General features: G+C 35.6%; 20 protein-coding genes. 17 read left to right on the top strand and 3 right to left on the bottom strand.

What is annotated here, in order from left to right:
• Positions 1-251 precede the first annotated feature (251 nt).
• Positions 252-773: a hypothetical protein gene (locus ACMT7R_RS06290; RefSeq protein WP_415310771.1), complete on the bottom strand. Its 522-nt coding sequence runs from the start codon at positions 771-773 to the stop codon at positions 252-254.
• Positions 774-1,311: 538 nt separating this feature from the next.
• Between ACMT7R_RS06290 and ACMT7R_RS06285 the strand changes: the two genes are divergently transcribed.
• The gene (locus ACMT7R_RS06285) at positions 1,312-1,539 is read left to right on the top strand and encodes a hypothetical protein (RefSeq protein WP_415310770.1); all 228 of its coding nucleotides are present in this window, start codon (positions 1,312-1,314) and stop codon (positions 1,537-1,539) included.
• A 228-nt stretch (positions 1,540-1,767) separates the two neighbouring features.
• The gene (locus ACMT7R_RS06280; RefSeq protein ID WP_415310769.1) at positions 1,768-2,289 is read left to right on the top strand and encodes a hypothetical protein; all 522 of its coding nucleotides are present in this window, start codon (positions 1,768-1,770) and stop codon (positions 2,287-2,289) included.
• 115 nt (positions 2,290-2,404) lie between these two features.
• Here the strand turns inward: ACMT7R_RS06280 and ACMT7R_RS06275 are convergent, their stop codons facing one another.
• Entirely contained in the window at positions 2,405-2,860 is a 456-nt protein-coding gene (locus ACMT7R_RS06275; RefSeq protein ID WP_415310768.1) for a universal stress protein, read from the bottom strand.
• Between the two features lie 302 nt (positions 2,861-3,162).
• Between ACMT7R_RS06275 and ACMT7R_RS06270 the strand changes: the two genes are divergently transcribed.
• Positions 3,163-4,071, top strand: coding sequence for a ParB/RepB/Spo0J family partition protein (locus tag ACMT7R_RS06270; RefSeq protein WP_415310767.1), 909 nt, complete (start codon positions 3,163-3,165; stop codon positions 4,069-4,071).
• A 29-nt stretch (positions 4,072-4,100) separates the two neighbouring features.
• On the opposite strand, the gene ACMT7R_RS06265 is transcribed toward ACMT7R_RS06270, so the two are convergent.
• A complete protein-coding gene (locus ACMT7R_RS06265; protein WP_415310766.1) occupies positions 4,101-4,640 on the bottom strand; it encodes an Lrp/AsnC family transcriptional regulator in 540 nt (179 codons plus the stop codon).
• A gap of 160 nt (positions 4,641-4,800) precedes the next feature.
• Between ACMT7R_RS06265 and ACMT7R_RS06260 the strand changes: the two genes are divergently transcribed.
• The 14 genes from ACMT7R_RS06260 to ACMT7R_RS06195 all read left to right on the top strand — a co-directional run bounded on the left by ACMT7R_RS06260 (position 4,801) and on the right by ACMT7R_RS06195 (position 18,695).
• The gene (locus ACMT7R_RS06260) at positions 4,801-7,161 is read left to right on the top strand and encodes a sodium:solute symporter family transporter (protein WP_415310765.1); all 2,361 of its coding nucleotides are present in this window, start codon (positions 4,801-4,803) and stop codon (positions 7,159-7,161) included.
• Between the two features lie 89 nt (positions 7,162-7,250).
• Positions 7,251-8,387 carry an urea transporter gene (locus tag ACMT7R_RS06255; protein WP_415310764.1) on the top strand — a complete coding sequence of 379 codons (1,137 nt, stop codon included), beginning with the start codon at positions 7,251-7,253 and terminating at the stop codon, positions 8,385-8,387.
• A gap of 165 nt (positions 8,388-8,552) precedes the next feature.
• The gene (locus ACMT7R_RS06250; protein WP_415310763.1) at positions 8,553-9,107 is read left to right on the top strand and encodes a hypothetical protein; all 555 of its coding nucleotides are present in this window, start codon (positions 8,553-8,555) and stop codon (positions 9,105-9,107) included.
• A 126-nt stretch (positions 9,108-9,233) separates the two neighbouring features.
• A complete protein-coding gene (locus tag ACMT7R_RS06245) occupies positions 9,234-9,536 on the top strand; it encodes an urease subunit gamma (RefSeq protein WP_148685528.1) in 303 nt (100 codons plus the stop codon).
• Positions 9,537-9,608: 72 nt separating this feature from the next.
• Positions 9,609-9,986, top strand: coding sequence for an urease subunit beta (ureB, locus tag ACMT7R_RS06240; RefSeq protein ID WP_415310762.1), 378 nt, complete (start codon positions 9,609-9,611; stop codon positions 9,984-9,986).
• Between the two features lie 12 nt (positions 9,987-9,998).
• A complete protein-coding gene (gene ureC / locus ACMT7R_RS06235; protein ID WP_415310761.1) occupies positions 9,999-11,726 on the top strand; it encodes an urease subunit alpha in 1,728 nt (575 codons plus the stop codon).
• Positions 11,727-11,796: 70 nt separating this feature from the next.
• Positions 11,797-13,356, top strand: a complete 1,560-nt coding sequence (locus ACMT7R_RS06230) for a TCP-1/cpn60 chaperonin family protein (RefSeq protein ID WP_415310760.1) — start codon at positions 11,797-11,799, stop codon at positions 13,354-13,356.
• A 10-nt stretch (positions 13,357-13,366) separates the two neighbouring features.
• Positions 13,367-13,732 carry a hypothetical protein gene (locus ACMT7R_RS06225; RefSeq protein ID WP_415310759.1) on the top strand — a complete coding sequence of 122 codons (366 nt, stop codon included), beginning with the start codon at positions 13,367-13,369 and terminating at the stop codon, positions 13,730-13,732.
• 101 nt (positions 13,733-13,833) lie between these two features.
• Complete coding sequence (locus ACMT7R_RS06220; RefSeq protein ID WP_415310758.1) at positions 13,834-14,430, top strand: urease accessory protein UreE; 597 nt, start codon at positions 13,834-13,836, stop codon at positions 14,428-14,430.
• The gene (locus tag ACMT7R_RS06215; RefSeq protein ID WP_415310757.1) at positions 14,420-15,148 is read left to right on the top strand and encodes an urease accessory protein UreF; all 729 of its coding nucleotides are present in this window, start codon (positions 14,420-14,422) and stop codon (positions 15,146-15,148) included. Before ACMT7R_RS06220 ends, ACMT7R_RS06215 begins: the two co-directional genes overlap by 11 nt.
• 19 nt (positions 15,149-15,167) lie before the next feature.
• Positions 15,168-15,824, top strand: coding sequence for an urease accessory protein UreG (ureG, locus tag ACMT7R_RS06210; RefSeq protein WP_415310756.1), 657 nt, complete (start codon positions 15,168-15,170; stop codon positions 15,822-15,824).
• A 17-nt stretch (positions 15,825-15,841) separates the two neighbouring features.
• A complete protein-coding gene (locus ACMT7R_RS06205) occupies positions 15,842-16,777 on the top strand; it encodes an urease accessory protein UreD (protein WP_415310755.1) in 936 nt (311 codons plus the stop codon).
• Positions 16,778-16,935: 158 nt separating this feature from the next.
• Complete coding sequence (locus ACMT7R_RS06200) at positions 16,936-17,904, top strand: metal ABC transporter substrate-binding protein (protein ID WP_415310754.1); 969 nt, start codon at positions 16,936-16,938, stop codon at positions 17,902-17,904.
• Positions 17,905-17,951: 47 nt separating this feature from the next.
• Positions 17,952-18,695: a metal ABC transporter ATP-binding protein gene (locus tag ACMT7R_RS06195; protein ID WP_415310753.1), complete on the top strand. Its 744-nt coding sequence runs from the start codon at positions 17,952-17,954 to the stop codon at positions 18,693-18,695.
• The last annotated feature ends 4 nt before the right edge of the window (positions 18,696-18,699 follow it).

Below are 18,699 nucleotides of genomic sequence, written 5' to 3'. Positions count from 1 at the left end.
CTCTGTCTGGTCCACTTTTAGGATACTCTTTTCTCTTTTTAGGATAATTAATACATTTTGTTCTATTGATACATCATAAGATATTCAAATCATGATTGACTGATAAAATAACCAAAATAGGAACAATCTAGATTTATATTTTTTGATGTTAGTGGCAGTGACGGTTTCAACAACTTAAATAAGTATGCGCAAACCTCACTTCATATTGATTAGAACATGTCAATAAATGGATAGATTGTGTCTAGCCATTGCTAATTCACAAACGAATTTTCATTTTTTATAGGAACCTCTAAAAAGACTTGCTCAGGAACTTTTGAAGGACTGTTGGAACCCAATACACATTTAAAATCAAAATCAATTGAAGTTTCAACACAAGCATTGAATTTTTCATTTACGTTAATAACGCCTGGTTCAAATTCAAATGTTAACTGCATTTCTTGCCCTACCGATTCAGCTGAATCTAGGTTAATTTCTGCTGTTGCACATTCTCCTTCCGTTGTAATGATGAAAATAGTAAGAGGACCAATATCGGCAATATTTTTATTAGATAAATTGACTTGAATCTTTAGACCTGATGGACTATTATTATCATCATTATCACCGTTTGAATTTGAAATGCCGTTAATTACTGTGTTTGGAAAACTTAGGCATTGTGTTTGAAGAGGAGATTGAGTCGCAGAAGCAATCGAGTACTGTACAGAAGAAGATACCAGCAGTAAAAGTGTAAAAAAACAAATGATCAGAACATTAGCATAGTTTTTGTTTAAAACCATGATATCTTATATATTGTATTTTATATATTCTTTCATGTTTTGTTGACATATAGTTTCGGTTATTCTGCAAATACGTTAGCTGAGTAACTATTAGTAATATTACGAGACAGCGAGGAATCTATTTAGAATTCCTGAATTTCAGGGAAATAAATAAGCAAAAATACTCATGTTCTTGAAACGATTAAAAAGACTAGAATGAACCTTTCTTTAATCATCTATGGCCATTCTATTATTCCAGTACACATTTCCACCCAGTGTAAACAGCTATTCGATAATCTTGAGAATTTCATCGGAGCCATAGTATTTATTCTAAAAATTGCAGTTTTTTTATATATATGTGCTTTCGAAATCACTCTATTCTTTCCTACGGTCTTAATACGGCTTGGTTCAAAAAGCCAGGGATCCATTTATTCTATTTATTTACAAATAAAGTAGAAAAGATATAAATGTTACAAAAATATGATCATATTATACGTATTTTTGTTAATTAATAAACATCTTTAAATAATTATTGACCGATTATATATGGTGAATCGAAATGGCCGATTCAGTACTAGATTGGGAAAGCATTATTCATAAGAATGTTAGATCAAGAGACTACGATGATGCTGGAAACGTGGATGCTGTAAATGCTGATTCTGTGATAATAACTTCACAGGGAGATAGGAAGGAGTATAGTTTGCCAAAAAGTCAAATAGATGGATTTAACGGTGCAGAAGTGTTCTTAAAAATTGGTCTCGACGAATTAGAAAGATACAAAATCTAATACAAAATCTTTTTTTTGTTCATAAACAAAAGAAATTAGTAACACTTCGATCTGATTTATCCTCCATCTTCTTGCTCCCATGGTAAGTTGCAAGGAAAGAGAGAAAGAGCTTGTGCGTGTGTGTATCGCGATCAATTCAAAATCAGATCTATATCTTGCAGCATATTCTCATCTCGATTCCCTATCTTGTCAAATTAAAATACCAAATGTCTCTCTCTTTATCTTGTAATGTTTGGAAGAAGAAATAAGAATGATAACCTGTGGAAACTAGAATATATCGATAGTGTATACAAAATTTACGATTGGGATAAGAATTTAACCGGATACTTTTTTCCAAATTACAATATCGATATCCATGAACATGAGGATGATAAATCGCTTGCTGATCATGAAATAGAAGATAAGATCATAGAGCAAATGAATAAGGAAAAGAAATCTGTAAAGGGAGGAAATTTAATGCTTCCAATGATCAAGCTTCAATTACTCGATAATAATGAAGGAATACATTTGGATTATGTAATCAGTTCATTAGAGGAAAATGCTCAACGGACTAGAATTTGGAAACAATGGATTGAAGACAATCGCCAGGAATTTAAGATAATTGGAAGTTCAGTTTATACTGCTAGGGAGGATAGAAATATCCTATCTATAGTATTAGGCGTTGACTCGGATATGATGCTAGGGGAAAAGGAACTTGGTAACACCCTAAAGCCAGTATTAGATAGACTGCATAGAGATGAGCTGATTTAGTAATTATTAATTATTAATTATTAATTATGACTACCAGTACCATCTCAATCTAACTAAATAATTAGCCATCAATGTTGAATAAAATAGTAAAAGAAATAGACAAATGAAAAGTTACTCATTTAATAACCAACACAGGACAATAAGCATAAGTCACAACATCTGTTGCAACACTGCCAAGTAACATTTTCTTTAAGCCAGAGTTTCCCCTGGTGCCTATAACTATCAGTTCCACATCTCTTTCTTCTGCATAGTTTAGAATTGAGGCTGCAGTAGAAAAAGGTGAAGTAATTACCTCTGATTTTACTTTAGTTTTGGTATCAATGGTTGTGTTATTGTTAATGTAGGCTATAATTTCCTCAAACCATTTTTCTGCCTCCTTCTTATATTCTTGAAAATAAGACGGGGCAACCATGCCAAACACCCCTGAAGAATCACCATGATGAACTTTAGAAGGAACAATGGCCAGAAGAAATAAATCTGAATCATATTTCGAAGCTAGATCTAAAGCATAATTTACAGCATTTCTTGAATACTCGGATCCATCTATACCTACTAAAATTTTAGAAAACATTTATTTTTCTATTTGCACTTGTCATTGTTATAAAAGTATCTTAATAATAAACGAGCAATGAACATTGCAATTCCCATCGCCATCGCCATCGCAATAAAGTTATTGGATGAGAACGAGATGTACATACCTATGTGTTGTGTGTTTTTTTTAGACTGGATTAAGAACTTTATTTTTGATGAAATTTATAAAATTATCTATTTTATGGATATAATTTGTATAATTTCGCAAAAAAATTCTATAAATGTTTACGTTCAGCTAATAAAAACAAAAATGTATAAGTACTACGTCACTTATCTAATTTTATGCATGCGTTTGATACTAGTATAGTGGAACATATCGAAATTAAGATGATTCGACCATCCCAGTTTTCAATTAGAGATAAATTCAATGATTATCAAGAAGTAGAATCACTTGTTTCAAGTATCAAAGAACATGGGTTACTTCAACCCATTTTGATACGTCCTTATCAGAATAATTTTGAAATAGTTGCCGGTCACCGTCGGTTCTATGCATGCAAATCTCTTAGATGGCGTCATATTCCTTGCAAGATTAGGGAGATGAATGACAAACAGGCATTTGAAATTCAGTTAACTGAAAACATCCAGAGAAAATCTATGAGCGCTCTTGAGGAAGCCGAGGCTTTTAGAAAATATGTACAGGATTTGGGGTGGGGAGGTGTTACTGAATTGGCCAAGAAAATAGGAAAAAGCGAAGAGTATGTTTCTCACAGAATACAATTACTAAAACTCCCTCAGGATGTTAAGGAAAAAATTATGCTAAACAAATTAAGCGTAAGTCAAGCGCTTGAATTGACTACTCTTTCTCCCAGTAACGTTGCTCAATTTACCGATCACATTATAGAAAATGATTTGACAATACGACAGATTAGAGAGGTCAAGGCAGTATTTTCTAAAGAAGGTTTGTCAGGAGATGATTTGGAATTAATTGCTAACGAAAATATTAATCTTAAAAACATTAAAACTCTGAAGATAACTAAAAAAACAACGCTAGCATTAAAAATAACACTTGCAAGGCTCGATAGCATAATCGAGGAAGTTCAATTAAACTTTGAACCAGAACAAAGCACAGATGTCGTAAGCTTTTTGATGGACATGAGACTTAAAATTCACTCCCTAATAGACGATACAATTCGATTCAAGAATATTAAAATCACTAAAACGGCAAAATACTTGAAAGGACGAGATATTTGATTCAAAAAATACCACAAATAATTACTTGATCATCTTCCAAGAAACGGAGGCATCCATTCATTTAAGAATTTTTTATATTCTTTTTCGGTGTATGTAAATGCATTGAAGGTAGGTTCCTTTAAAGGGGAAAAGTCATATACCTCATACGTCTGGATAATATCTCCAAATAAATTCCTATAAATATCGCTTTCTTCATCTGCAATCTCTGGAGAAGCAAATACCTGAATGGTAATCCAATCATATCCTCCTCTAGTTCTTCCAGAAAATAATACAAAGGGGGCATCTTCAAGATATTTCTTTAATCCTTCTACCCTGCTTCTCAAATGCTGAGATGGTCTAAAGGTAACCAAAACAACTCTGATTATTTTGTGCCTTACTTTTTTTGTATCGATAGAAATCGTATACCTTGAGATTATTTTTTCATCCTCCAATGTCTTTATGCGTGAATCTATCTCTTCTAAGCTCAAATTATGACCGTAATTTCTTAAAAAATCCCAAATTTCATTCAAGTCCTGCTTGGCGTCTTTACTCAAAGCAGAAAGAATTAACTCGTCTATCGAATCTATCATTGATGTGATGTACAAAGTTATTGATCAAATTATTTATAGTTTAGAACTTCAATTTCGAGTTAATTACTACTTAATTTCGTAGATAACAAGAAAAATACTAACAGCAACCACCAGAGAATCAAGATCAACTTAAATAAATCAATTTAACTTTATCAAACAATTGTCATTCATCCTCTCCCAAGAAATTGGTTATCTGATCTTTATTGGAGGTGGTTTGATAATGACAGCACTCGTGTTATTGCTCATTTTTGTAGATACAAAGTGGCTTGGAACTCGGAAAACATTTGAGTGGTTTTCTACAGCTGGGAGAAATATTAAAAGCGGTTTATTGGCGTCATCTGTTATTTCTGCTTGGATTTGGGCTGCCACACTTTTAGAATCCTCAACTGTTGCTTACAAGTATGGTATTGGTGGGCCATTTTGGTATGCTGCAGGGGCTAGCATCCAGATCATTCTTTTTGCAGTAATTGCCTTAGAGTTGAAAAAAAGGGCGCCATCTTCTCACACTTTTACAGAATTTCTATATCTTAGACTGGGAAAATTTGGTCATAAGGTATTTTTGCTTTTTGCACTATTGGCCAATTCTATTGTGACTGCCATGCTAGTCCTAGGAGGGGCTGCGGCTTTAAATGCATTGACCGGAATTGACATTACTATTGCTTGTTTCATAATCCCTTTGAGTATCATGATGTATACTTATTTTGGAGGTTTAAAGGCCACATTCTTTGCAGACTATCTAAATACTTCTCTAATTTTTATTGCGATATTAATACTGGTAACAGGCATCTATTTCTTTAATCCCAATATTGGCGGAATAACAGGATTGTTTGAAGGTCTCCAATTGGCAAGCACCATAAATCCCGTGGAGGGCAATTCTGGTGGTTCATTCCTTACCTTGGCCTCAATTGGTGCACTTATTTTTGGAATAATAAATATAATTGGAAATTTTGGAACTGTTTTTGTCGATCAAGCCTTTTGGCAAAGAGCAATTGCCTCGCGTCCCAAATCTCTTATCAAGGGATTTTTTATTGGTGGATTGGCCTGGTTTGCAATTCCTTTCGCTCTTGCAACTTCCCTTGGACTTGCAGGAATTGCATTGCACTTGGACCTTTCTCCATCAGAAGTTAGTCATGGATTGGTTGCTCCAATAACCATTTCGACACTCCTTGGAGAGGTTGGGGGCATACTTATTCTAACTATGCTTTTTACCGCGGTAACTTGCGCAGGATCCGCCGAACTTGTTGCGTTTTCATCTTTATTTACATTCGATATCTATAGAACTTACTTTAAACCTTCAGCGTCTGGCAGGCAGTTGATGAGGATATCTAAATATTCTGTCTTGGCATTTGGATTTGGAATAGGTGTGCTTTCCTTATCCTTGTTTCACATAGGACTGAACTTACAATACATTTACCTGTCGATGGGTATTCTAATCGGGTCTGCGGTTGGACCTATTTCATTATCCTTAATATGGAAGAAAACCAACAAGACTTCTGCATCTCTATCTGCATTATTTGGTCTGTTGGCTGGTATTTTTGTATGGCTTTTCTCAGCATATTCATTATATGGAAATATTTCTGTTTTATCTACAAGTCATGATATTCCACTTCTTTTTGGCAATTTGACATCGTTTGCAACTGGTTTTGCGTTCGTTATTTTGGGAAGTTTAATCAAACCTGATAACTTTAATTTTAATATTACAAAACAGCGAATTGTCGTTGTAGAGGAAAGAATCAGGTCATTAATCAAGGAAGATAACGATGAAAATCTCTTAAAAAAGAGAACATTATTTGGATACAAATACGGGATCATTTTTACTCTCATATTGGTTGTAATTTGGCCACTGCCTTTGTTTTTTTCAGGATACATTTTTTCTTTTGAATTTTTCTTATTTTGGATCTTGCTAAGTATTTTTTGGACACTTGCAGCTGCTTGTTTTCTTATTATTAAACCAATTATTGAGTCGAAACGAGAAATTTCAACGGTCTTATCCAATCTTATGATTGTCATCCGGTCAAAGTTTCTATTTAGAAAAGATGAAAATATGTTGCTATCTCCTCTATACGGCACTGTAAATTCCAATTTAGAGAGTTCTACTGCGAATACAAATTACAAGCGAATTCTCGTAGCGGTAGATGGTTCTATGCCATCCATAAGGGCGTTAGATTACGCTAGTCATACTTTTCAATTGGACTCTCTAATCTATGTGTTACACATAATTGAATGGCCGGAGGGTACGGAAGATAATGCTACTGCTTCCGAATACGATACAGAGTTATTAAAGAGAATTGAAAAAGAAGGGCGTCTTGTTTTATCCAGTATTCTCATAAAGAATTCAAAAAGATGTGAAAGGATCGTCAAAGTCGGTGATCCTGCAAATAGAATTATTAAAACTGCTCACGATCTCAACGTGGACATTATAGTTTTAGGAACACGCGGATTAGGACATTCTGAAGACCTCGGACATGTAACTAAAAAAATTCTGTCAGAATCTAATAAACCTGTGTTATTGCTAAATTAGTTCCGATTTATCCGGTATATTCTGTACTGTATATTAATAAACTGATATTCAATACAAATTGTTAAACAATACCTGTACAGAATCCTTCTATGGGAATACCAACATATTCGTCGGGAGATCCTCTTCTAGATTTCTTTTATATCTTATTTAATGGAATCTCTGAAGTTCCTCTGTTAAGTTCGCCCGTAACTGGTATATTTATTCTTGCTGGTGTGCTGCTGGCTTCACGTAAAGCCGGTATAATGATGGTCGCCGCGGGTTTAATTGGAGCGGCAACAGCGTTACTACTCGGTGCAGATTATGGGCTTGTTACATTTGGTTTGTTTGGATACAACTCTATATTAACCGGAATGGCATTTTGGTCTGGTCCATTTGTAAAAGCAAATCGTGTGACTCTTACAATTTCGATATTTGGAGCAATTATTACAGCTGTAGCGTGGATGGCATTTGCACACTTCATGGGTGATATATTTAGTCCAGATGATAAAGGTGGAATAGCTAATTCCGTAGCCATTCCAGGCTTTACATCCTCATTCATTTTCACAACTTGGGCTATGATGTATGCAAGTAAGCGTTACGGACATGATGTATGGCCAGAAGTTCCTGAATCCGCAAAAGAGGATAAAATATCGGGAAGCGATAATCCAGTCCAATTGAAACTCGAAAATTTCAAATGGACACCAAAAGAATTTATTATTGCTACCTTAAAGGGTGTGTCTCAGGTTACCTTTGTTGAGAATTGGAAGACAGGGGTGTTTTGGGTTGTTGGACTTACTTTAACCTTCGAGTTGGCACCACTTATCGCTGGCGTTCAAGATAGGCCATGGTTTACAAATGGGTATACAGCACAATGGAATGAATATTCGCCATTGTACCTTGCTGGTCTTATGGCACTTATCGGATCAGCAATCGGCGCTGCGTTGTCGATACTGATGAAGTTGCCCACCCAGGAAACTCGAATAGGACTACATGGATTCAACCAGGTGCTAGTAATGATTGCCCTGACTAGTTTTGTACCCCTTACTTGGCAGTCATTTTTTATGGCAGTACTTGCTACTGTTGCTTGTTCTGTAATTGTAATGCCTGCACTTCAACGGTTCTTTGGACAATGGGGGTTACCTGCACTCACTGGACCATTCGTGTTTACCGCGTGGGTATGGTTAATTGCAATCTTTGGATTTTCCAATATTCCTGCAGGAATAGGATGGTCTAGGCCCGAGGGATAGCATAGCATAGCATAGAATAGAATAGAGTAGGATAGAATAGGACTTTTTTTCTTCCTTCCTTCTGTATCTTTCTCTGGTTAGAGAAAATACTAACCACTTTTTTTTATGATTAAAGTAATATTTCACATCATATAACATATCATGTTGTCTGAGCTTGAGATAGATTTGAATAAGATCAAAGCTGATTCTACTCTTTCTGATACGCAAAAAATCAAAATGTTCTGTGATTTGATGAAAGACCACAATGTTGAACCCATAGTATTGAGGCTCTCTGGATATGTTAAACAAAAACCCATGAAGATCGATTACCTTCTTACATTTACTCCCAATAGAATTATCATGTTAAGGAAGAACATTATTCGCAAACTCACTGATCCTGGCTTTGTTGCTGGACTTGGACCATATCTTTACTATTTATTATCAAAAAAAATTGAATATTCAGATATCAAGAAAAAGGATTCATTTGTTTTAAAGGATGATTCGCATCCTAGCGATGAAACTTCTATACTTTACAAGAATATTACAAAATTTGCATTCTATCCCGATACCAAAACTTTGGTTTCAAATATGCTTGGTACTGCAATAAAGGAAAATGTGTTGATTATTCATACAAATGAGAAAAAGTATGAATTTATTCTGCCAACGGGCAAAAATGGTGACTATGATAAAACATTCTATTGGTTAAAGATGTGTTTGCCTGTTAAAATCTCAAAGAAATAATGATAATAATATAACTATTTAGTCGATGTCGACTAAATCAAAAACCGGATTGTTATTGTTCATATATATTGATTATTATTTTGAATTTTAAAATAATTCACTACGTTTGTTATATGTGAATTAAACATGATGTTAGCCCCAAGAGAAATTGAAAAGATGATGATATGGACGGCGGCTCAAATTGCCGAGGGAAGAAAACAAAAGGGAATAAAACTTAATTACCCTGAATCAATCGCTTATATAGCCAATTTTGTCGTAGAAGGAGCACGAGAAGGAAAATCAGTAGCAGAATTAATGACATCTGCAAGAAATATTTTAAAAAGAACAGATGTTATGGAAGGAGTACCTGAGATGATACATACCGTACAAGTTGAAGTAACGTTTCCAGACGGAACAAAGCTCGTTACGGTCCACGACCCGGTTCAATAGGTGAAAATGAAAAATGATGACAATCAGATATGTATCAAAATTAATAACAAGTGGAGGAGGTTTTAGTCTGCAATGATACCAGGAGAATATGTTTTATCTGAAGGTGACGTACTTTGCAATGAAAACAGAAAAACTATCAAGGTTACCGTGAAACATACTGGCGATAGGCCATGTCAAATAGGTTCACATACGCACTTTTTTGAAATAAATAAAGTCCTTGATTTTCCAAGAGAAAAAGCCTTTGGTTATAGACTAAATATACCAGCTGGAACTTCAGTGAGATTTGAGCCAGGTGATACTAAAGAAGTTGAACTTTGTGAGTTAGGAGGCTCAAGGGTTTGTTTTGGATTTAATGGATTAACTAATGGAAGCATGAAGTCGGGCAATATAAAAAAATCTGCATTTGAAAAAGCCAAGTTCAGTGGTTTTAAAGGAATGGGTAGTAATTAGGAGAGGATGAAATTGGTTCTAAAATTAACTAAAAAACAATATACAGACTTATTTGGAGCAACCAAAGGGGACAAAATTCGCTTAGGCGATACCGATCTCTTAATTGAGATTGAGAAAGATTTGATCTCCCATGGTGATGAGTGTGTTTTTGGTGGCGGTAAGACCCTCCGGGATGGGTTAGCTCAAACACCAGGTGTTACCAATGCTGCTGGAGCTTTGGACTTTGTTATCACAAACGCCGTAGTTTTGGATCCTGTAATAGGAATTGTGAAAGGTGACATTGGTATTAAGGACGGTAAAATTGCAGGCATAGGGAAAGCAGGAAATCCATTAGTAATGGATGATGTTGACAGAAATCTTGTAGTATCAGCATGCACTGAAGCTACAGCGGGTGAACATACCATATGTACCCCAGGACACTTTGATACACACATACACATGATTTCCCCTCAACAATACATAGATGGTATTAGCAATGGTATTTGCAACATGATAGGCGGAGGTACTGGCCCTGCAGATGGTACTAATGCTACTACATGCACTCCAGGTACATTTAACATAAGCAGGATGCTCGAATCAGTTGAAGACACTCCAATGAATTGGGGATTCTTAGGAAAAGGTAATGATTCTCATCCTTCTCTTGCTACCCAGATGGAACAAATTGAAGCAGGTGCCTGTGGATTAAAAGATCATGAGGACTGGGGTACCACAGCAGCAGTTTTGGATGCATCACTGCGAGCAGCTGATTTAACCGATGTACAAGTTGCAATCCATACCGATTCAATTAATGAATGTGGCTATTTAGAGGATACAATTGATGCAATTGATGGTAGAGTAGTCCACAGTTACCACACAGAAGGAGCAGGTGGTGGTCATGCACCGGATATTATCGCAATAGCTGCAGAACAAAATGTTTTGCCGTCTTCGACTAATCCAACAAGACCATTCACAGTTAATACGGTTGATGAGCATCTTGATATGCTCATGTTCTGTCACCATCTAAATCCAGCAGTTGCAGAAGATGTTGCATTTGCAGATTCTAGAATCAGAGCAGAAACTATCGCAGCAGAAGATGTAATGCATGATGAGGGTATACTTAGTATGTATTCATCTGACAGCCAGGCTATGGGTAGAATTGGTGAGGTAGTAATACGTGCATGGCAAACTGCAGACAAAATGAAAAAGATGAAAGGAAAGCTAAAAGACGAAGAGGGAGATAACGATAACTTGAGAGCAAAACGTTACATAGCCAAAACGACGATCAACCCTGCTATCACACATGGTGTCGCTGATTATCTGGGATCACTTGAGGTAGGAAAATATGCTGATATTGTAATGTATAATACTCCATTCTTTGCTGCAAAACCAAAGATGGTCTTTAAAGGCGGATTCATTGCTTGGTCCATAATGGGAGATCCCAACGCTTCACTGCCAACACCAGAACCTGTATATTATAGACCAATGTTCGGTGCAATGGGACGCGCTGTAAAGAAGACTTCATTTACTTTCATGTCGAGGAAATCAATAGAACTTGGCGTACCTCAGAAATTGGGATTAGAAAAGACCACTCTAGCAGTAAAGAATTGTAGAAGCATAGGAAAGAAAGATATGATGTGGAACGATAAAACACCAGAAATTACTGTTGATCCTGAGACATACGAGGTTAAGATAGATGGACAAATTGCAACAGTAGATCCAGCAAAGGAATTAACCTTGGCTCAGAGATACTTTATGGCCTGATCTTCTCCACATTTTTTATTTTCCAAATTTCTGATACATTTATCTCTCGGTTTTTAAATCTAAAAATTATATGTCTTCGCCACAAAATTTTGGAGTTTGGAAGCCAATCGCTGAAAACATCGAATTTAATGCTTTAGAATCGAATTCTAATGCAGTAATGGCAGTAGCAGATACTGTGAGAACAACACTGGGGCCAAAGGGTCTCGATAAGCTTTTGATTGATCAATCTATGAATAGGCACGTATCAAACGATGGTGTTACCATATTGTTATCTCTGAGAGCTATACATCCAGTGGCTAGAATGATTGTAGAAATTGCAGAAAGACAAGAACAAAAAGTTGGTGATGGAACTACTACTGCAGTTATTCTTGCAGCAGAAATGATAAAAGAAGGCAAGAGACTGATTCGCGAACTAGCAGTTCATCCAACCAAGGTTGTTGAAGGAATCGAAAGCGGCGTAATGCATTCTTGTGACTTGTTAATGAAAAGTGCTAAGAAAATAAAAATTAGTGATCCTGAGCTCGATCAGATTGTTAAAACGAGTCTGTCATCAAAACTCGATGGTCGGGTATTGCATAAGATAGTAGTTAATGCTTTGCGTAATGTGGGAAAAGATGCTATATACAATGGACAATACGATTTTGATAAAGCCATAAAAGTAATAAGAAGAGTTGACGTTGATGACAAAATTTTTAATGGAATTGTTTTGGAAAGAAAAAGAATCGATCCTGAACTTCCAAATAGAGTAGATAATTCAAAGATTCTGATCCTCAAATTAGATTTAAAACCCGTAAAGGAATCTTGGATCAAAGAAAATAGCAAATATCAAGATATTCTTACCATGGAAAAGGATCGTCTAGAAAAATCCAAAAAAATTGTAGACTCTATATTAGAAACAGGAGCAAATACCCTCTTTATAGCCTCGCCTGAAGTAGATCAAATAATTGAAGATCTGTTCGTATCAAAGGGCTTGTTTGCAGTACATATCTCAAACGAAGAAATAGAGTATTTGGCAAGATACACAGGAGCCAAGCCCGTACGAACTTTGGATGATCTGAAAAATAATGATATTATCGGTGTGTCTGAAAAAATATACGAAGATGAGGATAACGGAATAATTTATTTAGAAAATGGTAATGGGAAAAAGATTATAACGATCCTGATTTCAGGATCTACAAAAGAAACGTCTTTAGAAAGATGGAGATCGACAATTGACGGAATCAATGCTGCAGAAGCTGCTTTGAATTATGGAGTTGTTCCAGGCGGAGGTGCTGCAGAATTACACATCATTGAAAAAATCAAACAACTAAAACTCAATGGATTAGAGCAAGTAGGACTTGAAGTGGTCACTTCTGCATTGGAAAGTATTATGAGACAAATATTGACAAATGCTGGATTCAATGGTTTAGAAAAAGTAATGAACGCTAAAGCATCACCGGATGGATACGGAGTCGATATAGATAGTGGAGAGATCGTAAATATGGTATCAAAAGGAGTACTCGATCCTGTTTTGGTAAAGACCATGGCATTAGAAGCATCAGGAGAGATGGCAAAATCTGTACTAAGGATAGACAAGAATTTAGCAGCAGACGATCTCAATCCTCAAGCTCTCTCAGATTCGAAAAGGTGATTATGGTTAGTTGCAAATTAGACATTGCACCGAAAAATCTAATGTTGATGACTCTCTGCTAATAATTGACCCTATGAGAATTAAACATGTAATTGTTAAATCAGGAAAATTATCTTTAATCTCTGGTTCTATCGATCCCAAATCTCATCTTAATCTAGATTATCCATATCATTTGGTAAAAAAATGTATTGTAGCTGAAAAATTCGAAATTGGATCTAATGTTGAAATGTCGGAAGGGGGGTTTGTATTTGCAGAATTGGATCCCGCAAAATACGGACAATACGGCAAATATGATTATACTGAAAATTTGCAGAATATGATAAATGCTGTGAAAAAAGTGAGAGACACAAACACGACGGTTTCTCAAGATAATTAGTATCAGACATAACATTCATCTACAAGATTATTGATTCTACGTAAACCGATTAGAATCTAAAATTGTTTTTATGGGTAAGATTGAACTCTATATGGTATCTGATGTTAACCGTTACAACCATCTTAGGAAATATCAAAAATAATCCAGACTTGAATCAAAAGTACAAAGAGTCATTAAATAAAAATTCTCTTGAAACCATAACAATTCAGAGATCCGAAACTGAGAAAGTTAGGATGAGAAAAGTTTCAGATAAAAAAACTGATGTAGGATTTATTTTGCCTTCTAGGACTCATTTGAGGGATGGTGATGTAGCATTTTTAGACGATACTAAAATGATAATCATAAAATTATCTCCAGAGCTTGTGGCTGTTTTGAATATCAAAAAAAATATTCACCATCATAGGGATGATGGCGACGGCAGCAAAAGTGATCATAACCACGACCATCATGACCATAACCACGACCATCATGACCATAACCACGAATTTACAAATGTCGCAATAAAAGTAGGTCACACCATTGGAAACTTGCATAGACCGCTGAAGATCAGTGGCAGTGATATTATATTTCCTATTCAGACTCCAGATGAGATAAATCTGTTCTTAAGGCTTCTATCTGGTCTAAAAGACTATGTAGATATTCGAGCCGAAACCCTTATTTTTGAACCTGATCAAGGATTTGATATTCATGCACACTGAGAATAACAATGTATCTCATACTTCCATATCTATTGAAGATCTGAGTTTTTTACAATTATCTGATTCCTTTTTTCCAACTGGATTATACACCACCTCAAACGGATTGGAACACCTTTTTTATAATAAAAATAGAAAACTATCATATGGTGAAATTTTAGATTTTATAAATGCCTACCTTGTCCAACAGATTGGACCCACCGATTGTTGCGTCATAGGAAATGTATACGATTGTCTACAAAAGAAGGATTTTGCTTCCCTTTTAGATTTGGATAATACATATTACTTTATGAGATTGGTAGATGAAACCCGCTCTGCCTCAACTAGGTCAGGCATTCAATTCCTTAGGTGTGTTTCTACTTTTGTTAGAGAAAATGAAAATCTGACTTTTTATTCAAAGAGCATAAAAGATGGCCTCGCAAAGGGTGTTTTTCCCGTGTCATACGCAATAGGATGTAATTCTATGAATTTAACAAAGGAGAGGTCGGGTTTGATGCTATTATACGGTTTTGTAGTTAGTGTTATCGGGGCGGCACTTCGATTGGGCATTCTTCAGCATTTTGAAGGACAAATGATGATAAATGAATTAAAGCCGGTGATGTTATCTACGGTATTAAAAAATATCAAACAACCTGCCGATGAAATGTGGCAATTTATTCCTCAGCTGGACATAATCCAAATGCATCATGAGCAGATGGATTCAAAAATGTTTATAACTTAATTTTTTCATTTTATCTTTTGTGGCACTTGCAAGAATTCCCAGAATTGGCATAGGGGGACCTGTTGGCTCAGGAAAAACAATGTTAATTGAACAATTGGTTCCTATTTTAAAGAAAGAAGGATATGATGTTGGAATCATTTCTAATGATGTAGTCTCTCGGGAAGATGCCGACAGGATGAGAAAAAATCTTGCCACCGAAAGAGGACTAATGCCTGAAGATCTTGTGATTGGAATAGCAACGGGGGGTTGTCCTCATACAGCAGTAAGAGAAGATCCATCAATTAACATTTCTGTAGTCGAAGAAATGGAAGCCAAACATCCAAATCTTGATTTAATAATAATTGAGAGCGGTGGTGATAATATAACTACCACTTTTAGTCCAGCACTTGCTGATTATTTTATCTATATCATCGATGTTTCTGGAGGTGATAAATATCCTAGAAAACGTGGTCTTGGAATAGAAACATCTGATCTGTTAGTAATTAACAAAATTGATATTGCTTCCTTTATCGGCGCCGACTTGAGCATCATGGAACGAGATGCGAAGGTGGTTCGAAAAGATAAACCATATGTTTTTGTTAATAGTAAAACTGGTCAAGGTGTGAAAAAGGTTGCTGAACAAATAGTAAAAGATGTGTTGTTTGATGCACCACCAAAGTCAGTTGCCGCCAATTAAAATCTTTTTGTGATTTTATGAGTGTGTATAATCTTTCTTATTGTACTCCCGACAAAATCCCTGTTGAGGTATTAAATTATGATAGTGCTTTAGAGCAGATGGGGGTAGGAAAAGCCGGTAAATTAGGTATTCTGCAACTAAAGTTAGAAAAGGATCCCATTGTTCATAGGACATCAATAAAGTACCAACACTATAAGGTTCCACTTTGTATAAAACGGGCAATGTATCTTGAGGAAACTTGTCCTGAAATGGCCTACGTCTATATAATATCTCCGTCTGGGGGCATCTTACAAGGTGATAGGTTTAGAATGGATATCGCACTTACAAATTCGGCCATAGCTCATGTTACTACACAGAGTGCAACCAGAATTTATAGAATGAACAAAAATTTCGGAACCCAAATCATAAATTTAGATGTTGATAAGAACTGTTACCTAGAATATATTCCCGATCAGATAATACCCTATAGAGACTCCAGATTCTACCAGGTTTCAAACATTAAAGTTCATGATGAAGCGACTTGTGTGTACTCTGAAATCTTAACCCCGGGTAGAGTAGCAAGCAACGAATCATTTGAATATGACATTTGTTATATGAAAGTTAAATCAGTAAACCAGAATGACAAGCTAAGATTGATTGATATAGCAAAAATAGAACCCAAGAAAGAAAATGTCAAATCCTTTGGTGTGTTAAATAATTATGATATTTTGGGAAATATTTATATCTTAACTCCAGGAGATAAAATAAACCTCATACAAAATGAAATATTGGAAACCATTTTAGGAACAAAAAATGTAATTGGTGGCTGTACTAAACTACCCGATAATAATGGCCTGTTAATAAGACTGCTTGGTTCATTTGTTTATGATATTAGAGATTTGATTTATTCTATTGTTGGAATTGTCAGAAAAAACGTATTAAATGTTTCATTCAGTGGGATTCGAAAAATCTAAATTCTTTCTTTTTCATAATATATATTGTTTTTTATCCCACAAAACCGCAAATCTCCCGTTAAAAAAATTAATAAAATTACGAATAATAAAACTGGATGCTAAAATCTTTATTCGATATTAGTTCAAAGTCAACACTTTGCTGTATAAGGTTCGCAATAGTGTTATCTATTTTATTACTTTTATCTACAAATTTCGAGTCAAGTCAAGACTCTTTTGCACTCAACAAAACGTTAAATGTAGTTACTTCGGTCTCTCCTATTACTAATATAGTCAAAAATGTGGGGGGTGACAAGATAACTCTTACAGGCTTAGTTCCTGAAGGCGTGAATTCACATACTTATGAACCAGTGCCCTCCGATATTGTGAAATTAGGTAAAGCAGATCTTGTGATAACAAACGGTCTTTACCTCGAGGATCCCATGGAACGAATCGTAAATACATCTTTGAACACCAATCCAAATATTCAATTACTCAAACTTGGAGATAATGCTGTTAATCCCACTGAATGGGTGTTTGACTTTAGCTTCCCTGAGGAACAGGGTCATCCTAATCCACACTTGTGGCTTAATCCCTCATATGCCATGAAATTTGCCAATCTAACCAAAGATAAACTGGTTGAAATGGATCCCAATAACACCGCATACTATACAGAGAATACTGACAAATATGTTGCCTTGCTAAAACAGTTGGATGAGGGAATAAAAGAAGCTACCCAGAGCATACCCACTGAAAACAGAAAATTAATTACCTATCATGATTCTTGGGCATACTTTGCTCCTAGATATAACATGACTGTGATAGGGGCAGTACAACCGTCGGACTTTTCGGAACCCTCGCCACTTGATATTGCAAAATTGATAGACCAGATAAAAGCAGAAAATGTTTCGGCTATATTTACATCCGAAGTCTTTTCCAACCGAATAACAGATCAAATAGCCAATGAGGCCGGTATAGAAATAGTACAAACTCTTAGTGATGATGCATTACCGGGAAACCTGACAGCTCCTAATCATACATATGTTGGAATGATGCTTGAGAATATGAAAAACATGATAGTCCCATTGGGGGGAAATGTTAGTAGCTTATCTGCTGTGAATCCGGCAAACACCTACACCCACGCACCTTAACCTAGCTTTTTTAAATATTAATAAGCTACATATCTAATACATTTAGGATGGGCTCCTTCGAATATCTGAAAATTACTGGTCTATCCTATGGATTTACCTATCATGATTTTGTTATAGAAGGAGTCAATTTGACTATTCCAAAGGGCCGATTCATGTCTATAGTGGGTCCAAGTGGCTCTGGAAAAACCACTCTGTTAAAATTATTGTGCGGAATCTATGAGCCATGGAACGGAGATATCGAATATATTTGTAATAATGATAGCGATTCCATTTTTTACTATCCCTCCATTGGTTACGTTCCTCAAATAGAGACAATTGATTGGAATTTTCCAGTTTCTGTTCAAGAAGTTATTGCCATGGGATCATGGAAGTACAAGAGTTACCTCCCATGGATTGACAAGAAATTAAAAAACCAAATCAAAGATGTGCTAAAAATATTGGGTTTAGCAGGTTACGAAAAACGACACATTAGAGCTCTCTCTGGCGGTGAACAACAACGCGTATTTTTAGGTAGAGCTTTGATAAGAAACCCTGATGTCCTTATTTTAGATGAACCAACAACGGGACTAGACTACGTATCAAGGGAAAAGATCTTTGATATTTTAAAGAATCTCAACAGCAATGGCATGACGGTTATTTTGACCACCCATGATATAACACATATAGCAAATCGTTCTCCTTGGGTAGTATGTTTTAATAAATATGTTATCGCCGAAGGCCCTCCACAGGACGTTCTTAAGGAAGATAATCTTTTAAAAACATACGGACTGGCGGATTATAGGCCCAAATAAAAAT

Source organism: Candidatus Nitrosocosmicus sp. FF01 (assembly GCF_047711275.1).
In the GTDB taxonomy this organism is placed as follows: domain Archaea; phylum Thermoproteota; class Nitrososphaeria; order Nitrososphaerales; family Nitrososphaeraceae; genus Nitrosocosmicus.
Note: the sequence above shows the minus strand (reverse complement) of the source record. Positions and strands in the feature narration are given on the sequence as shown.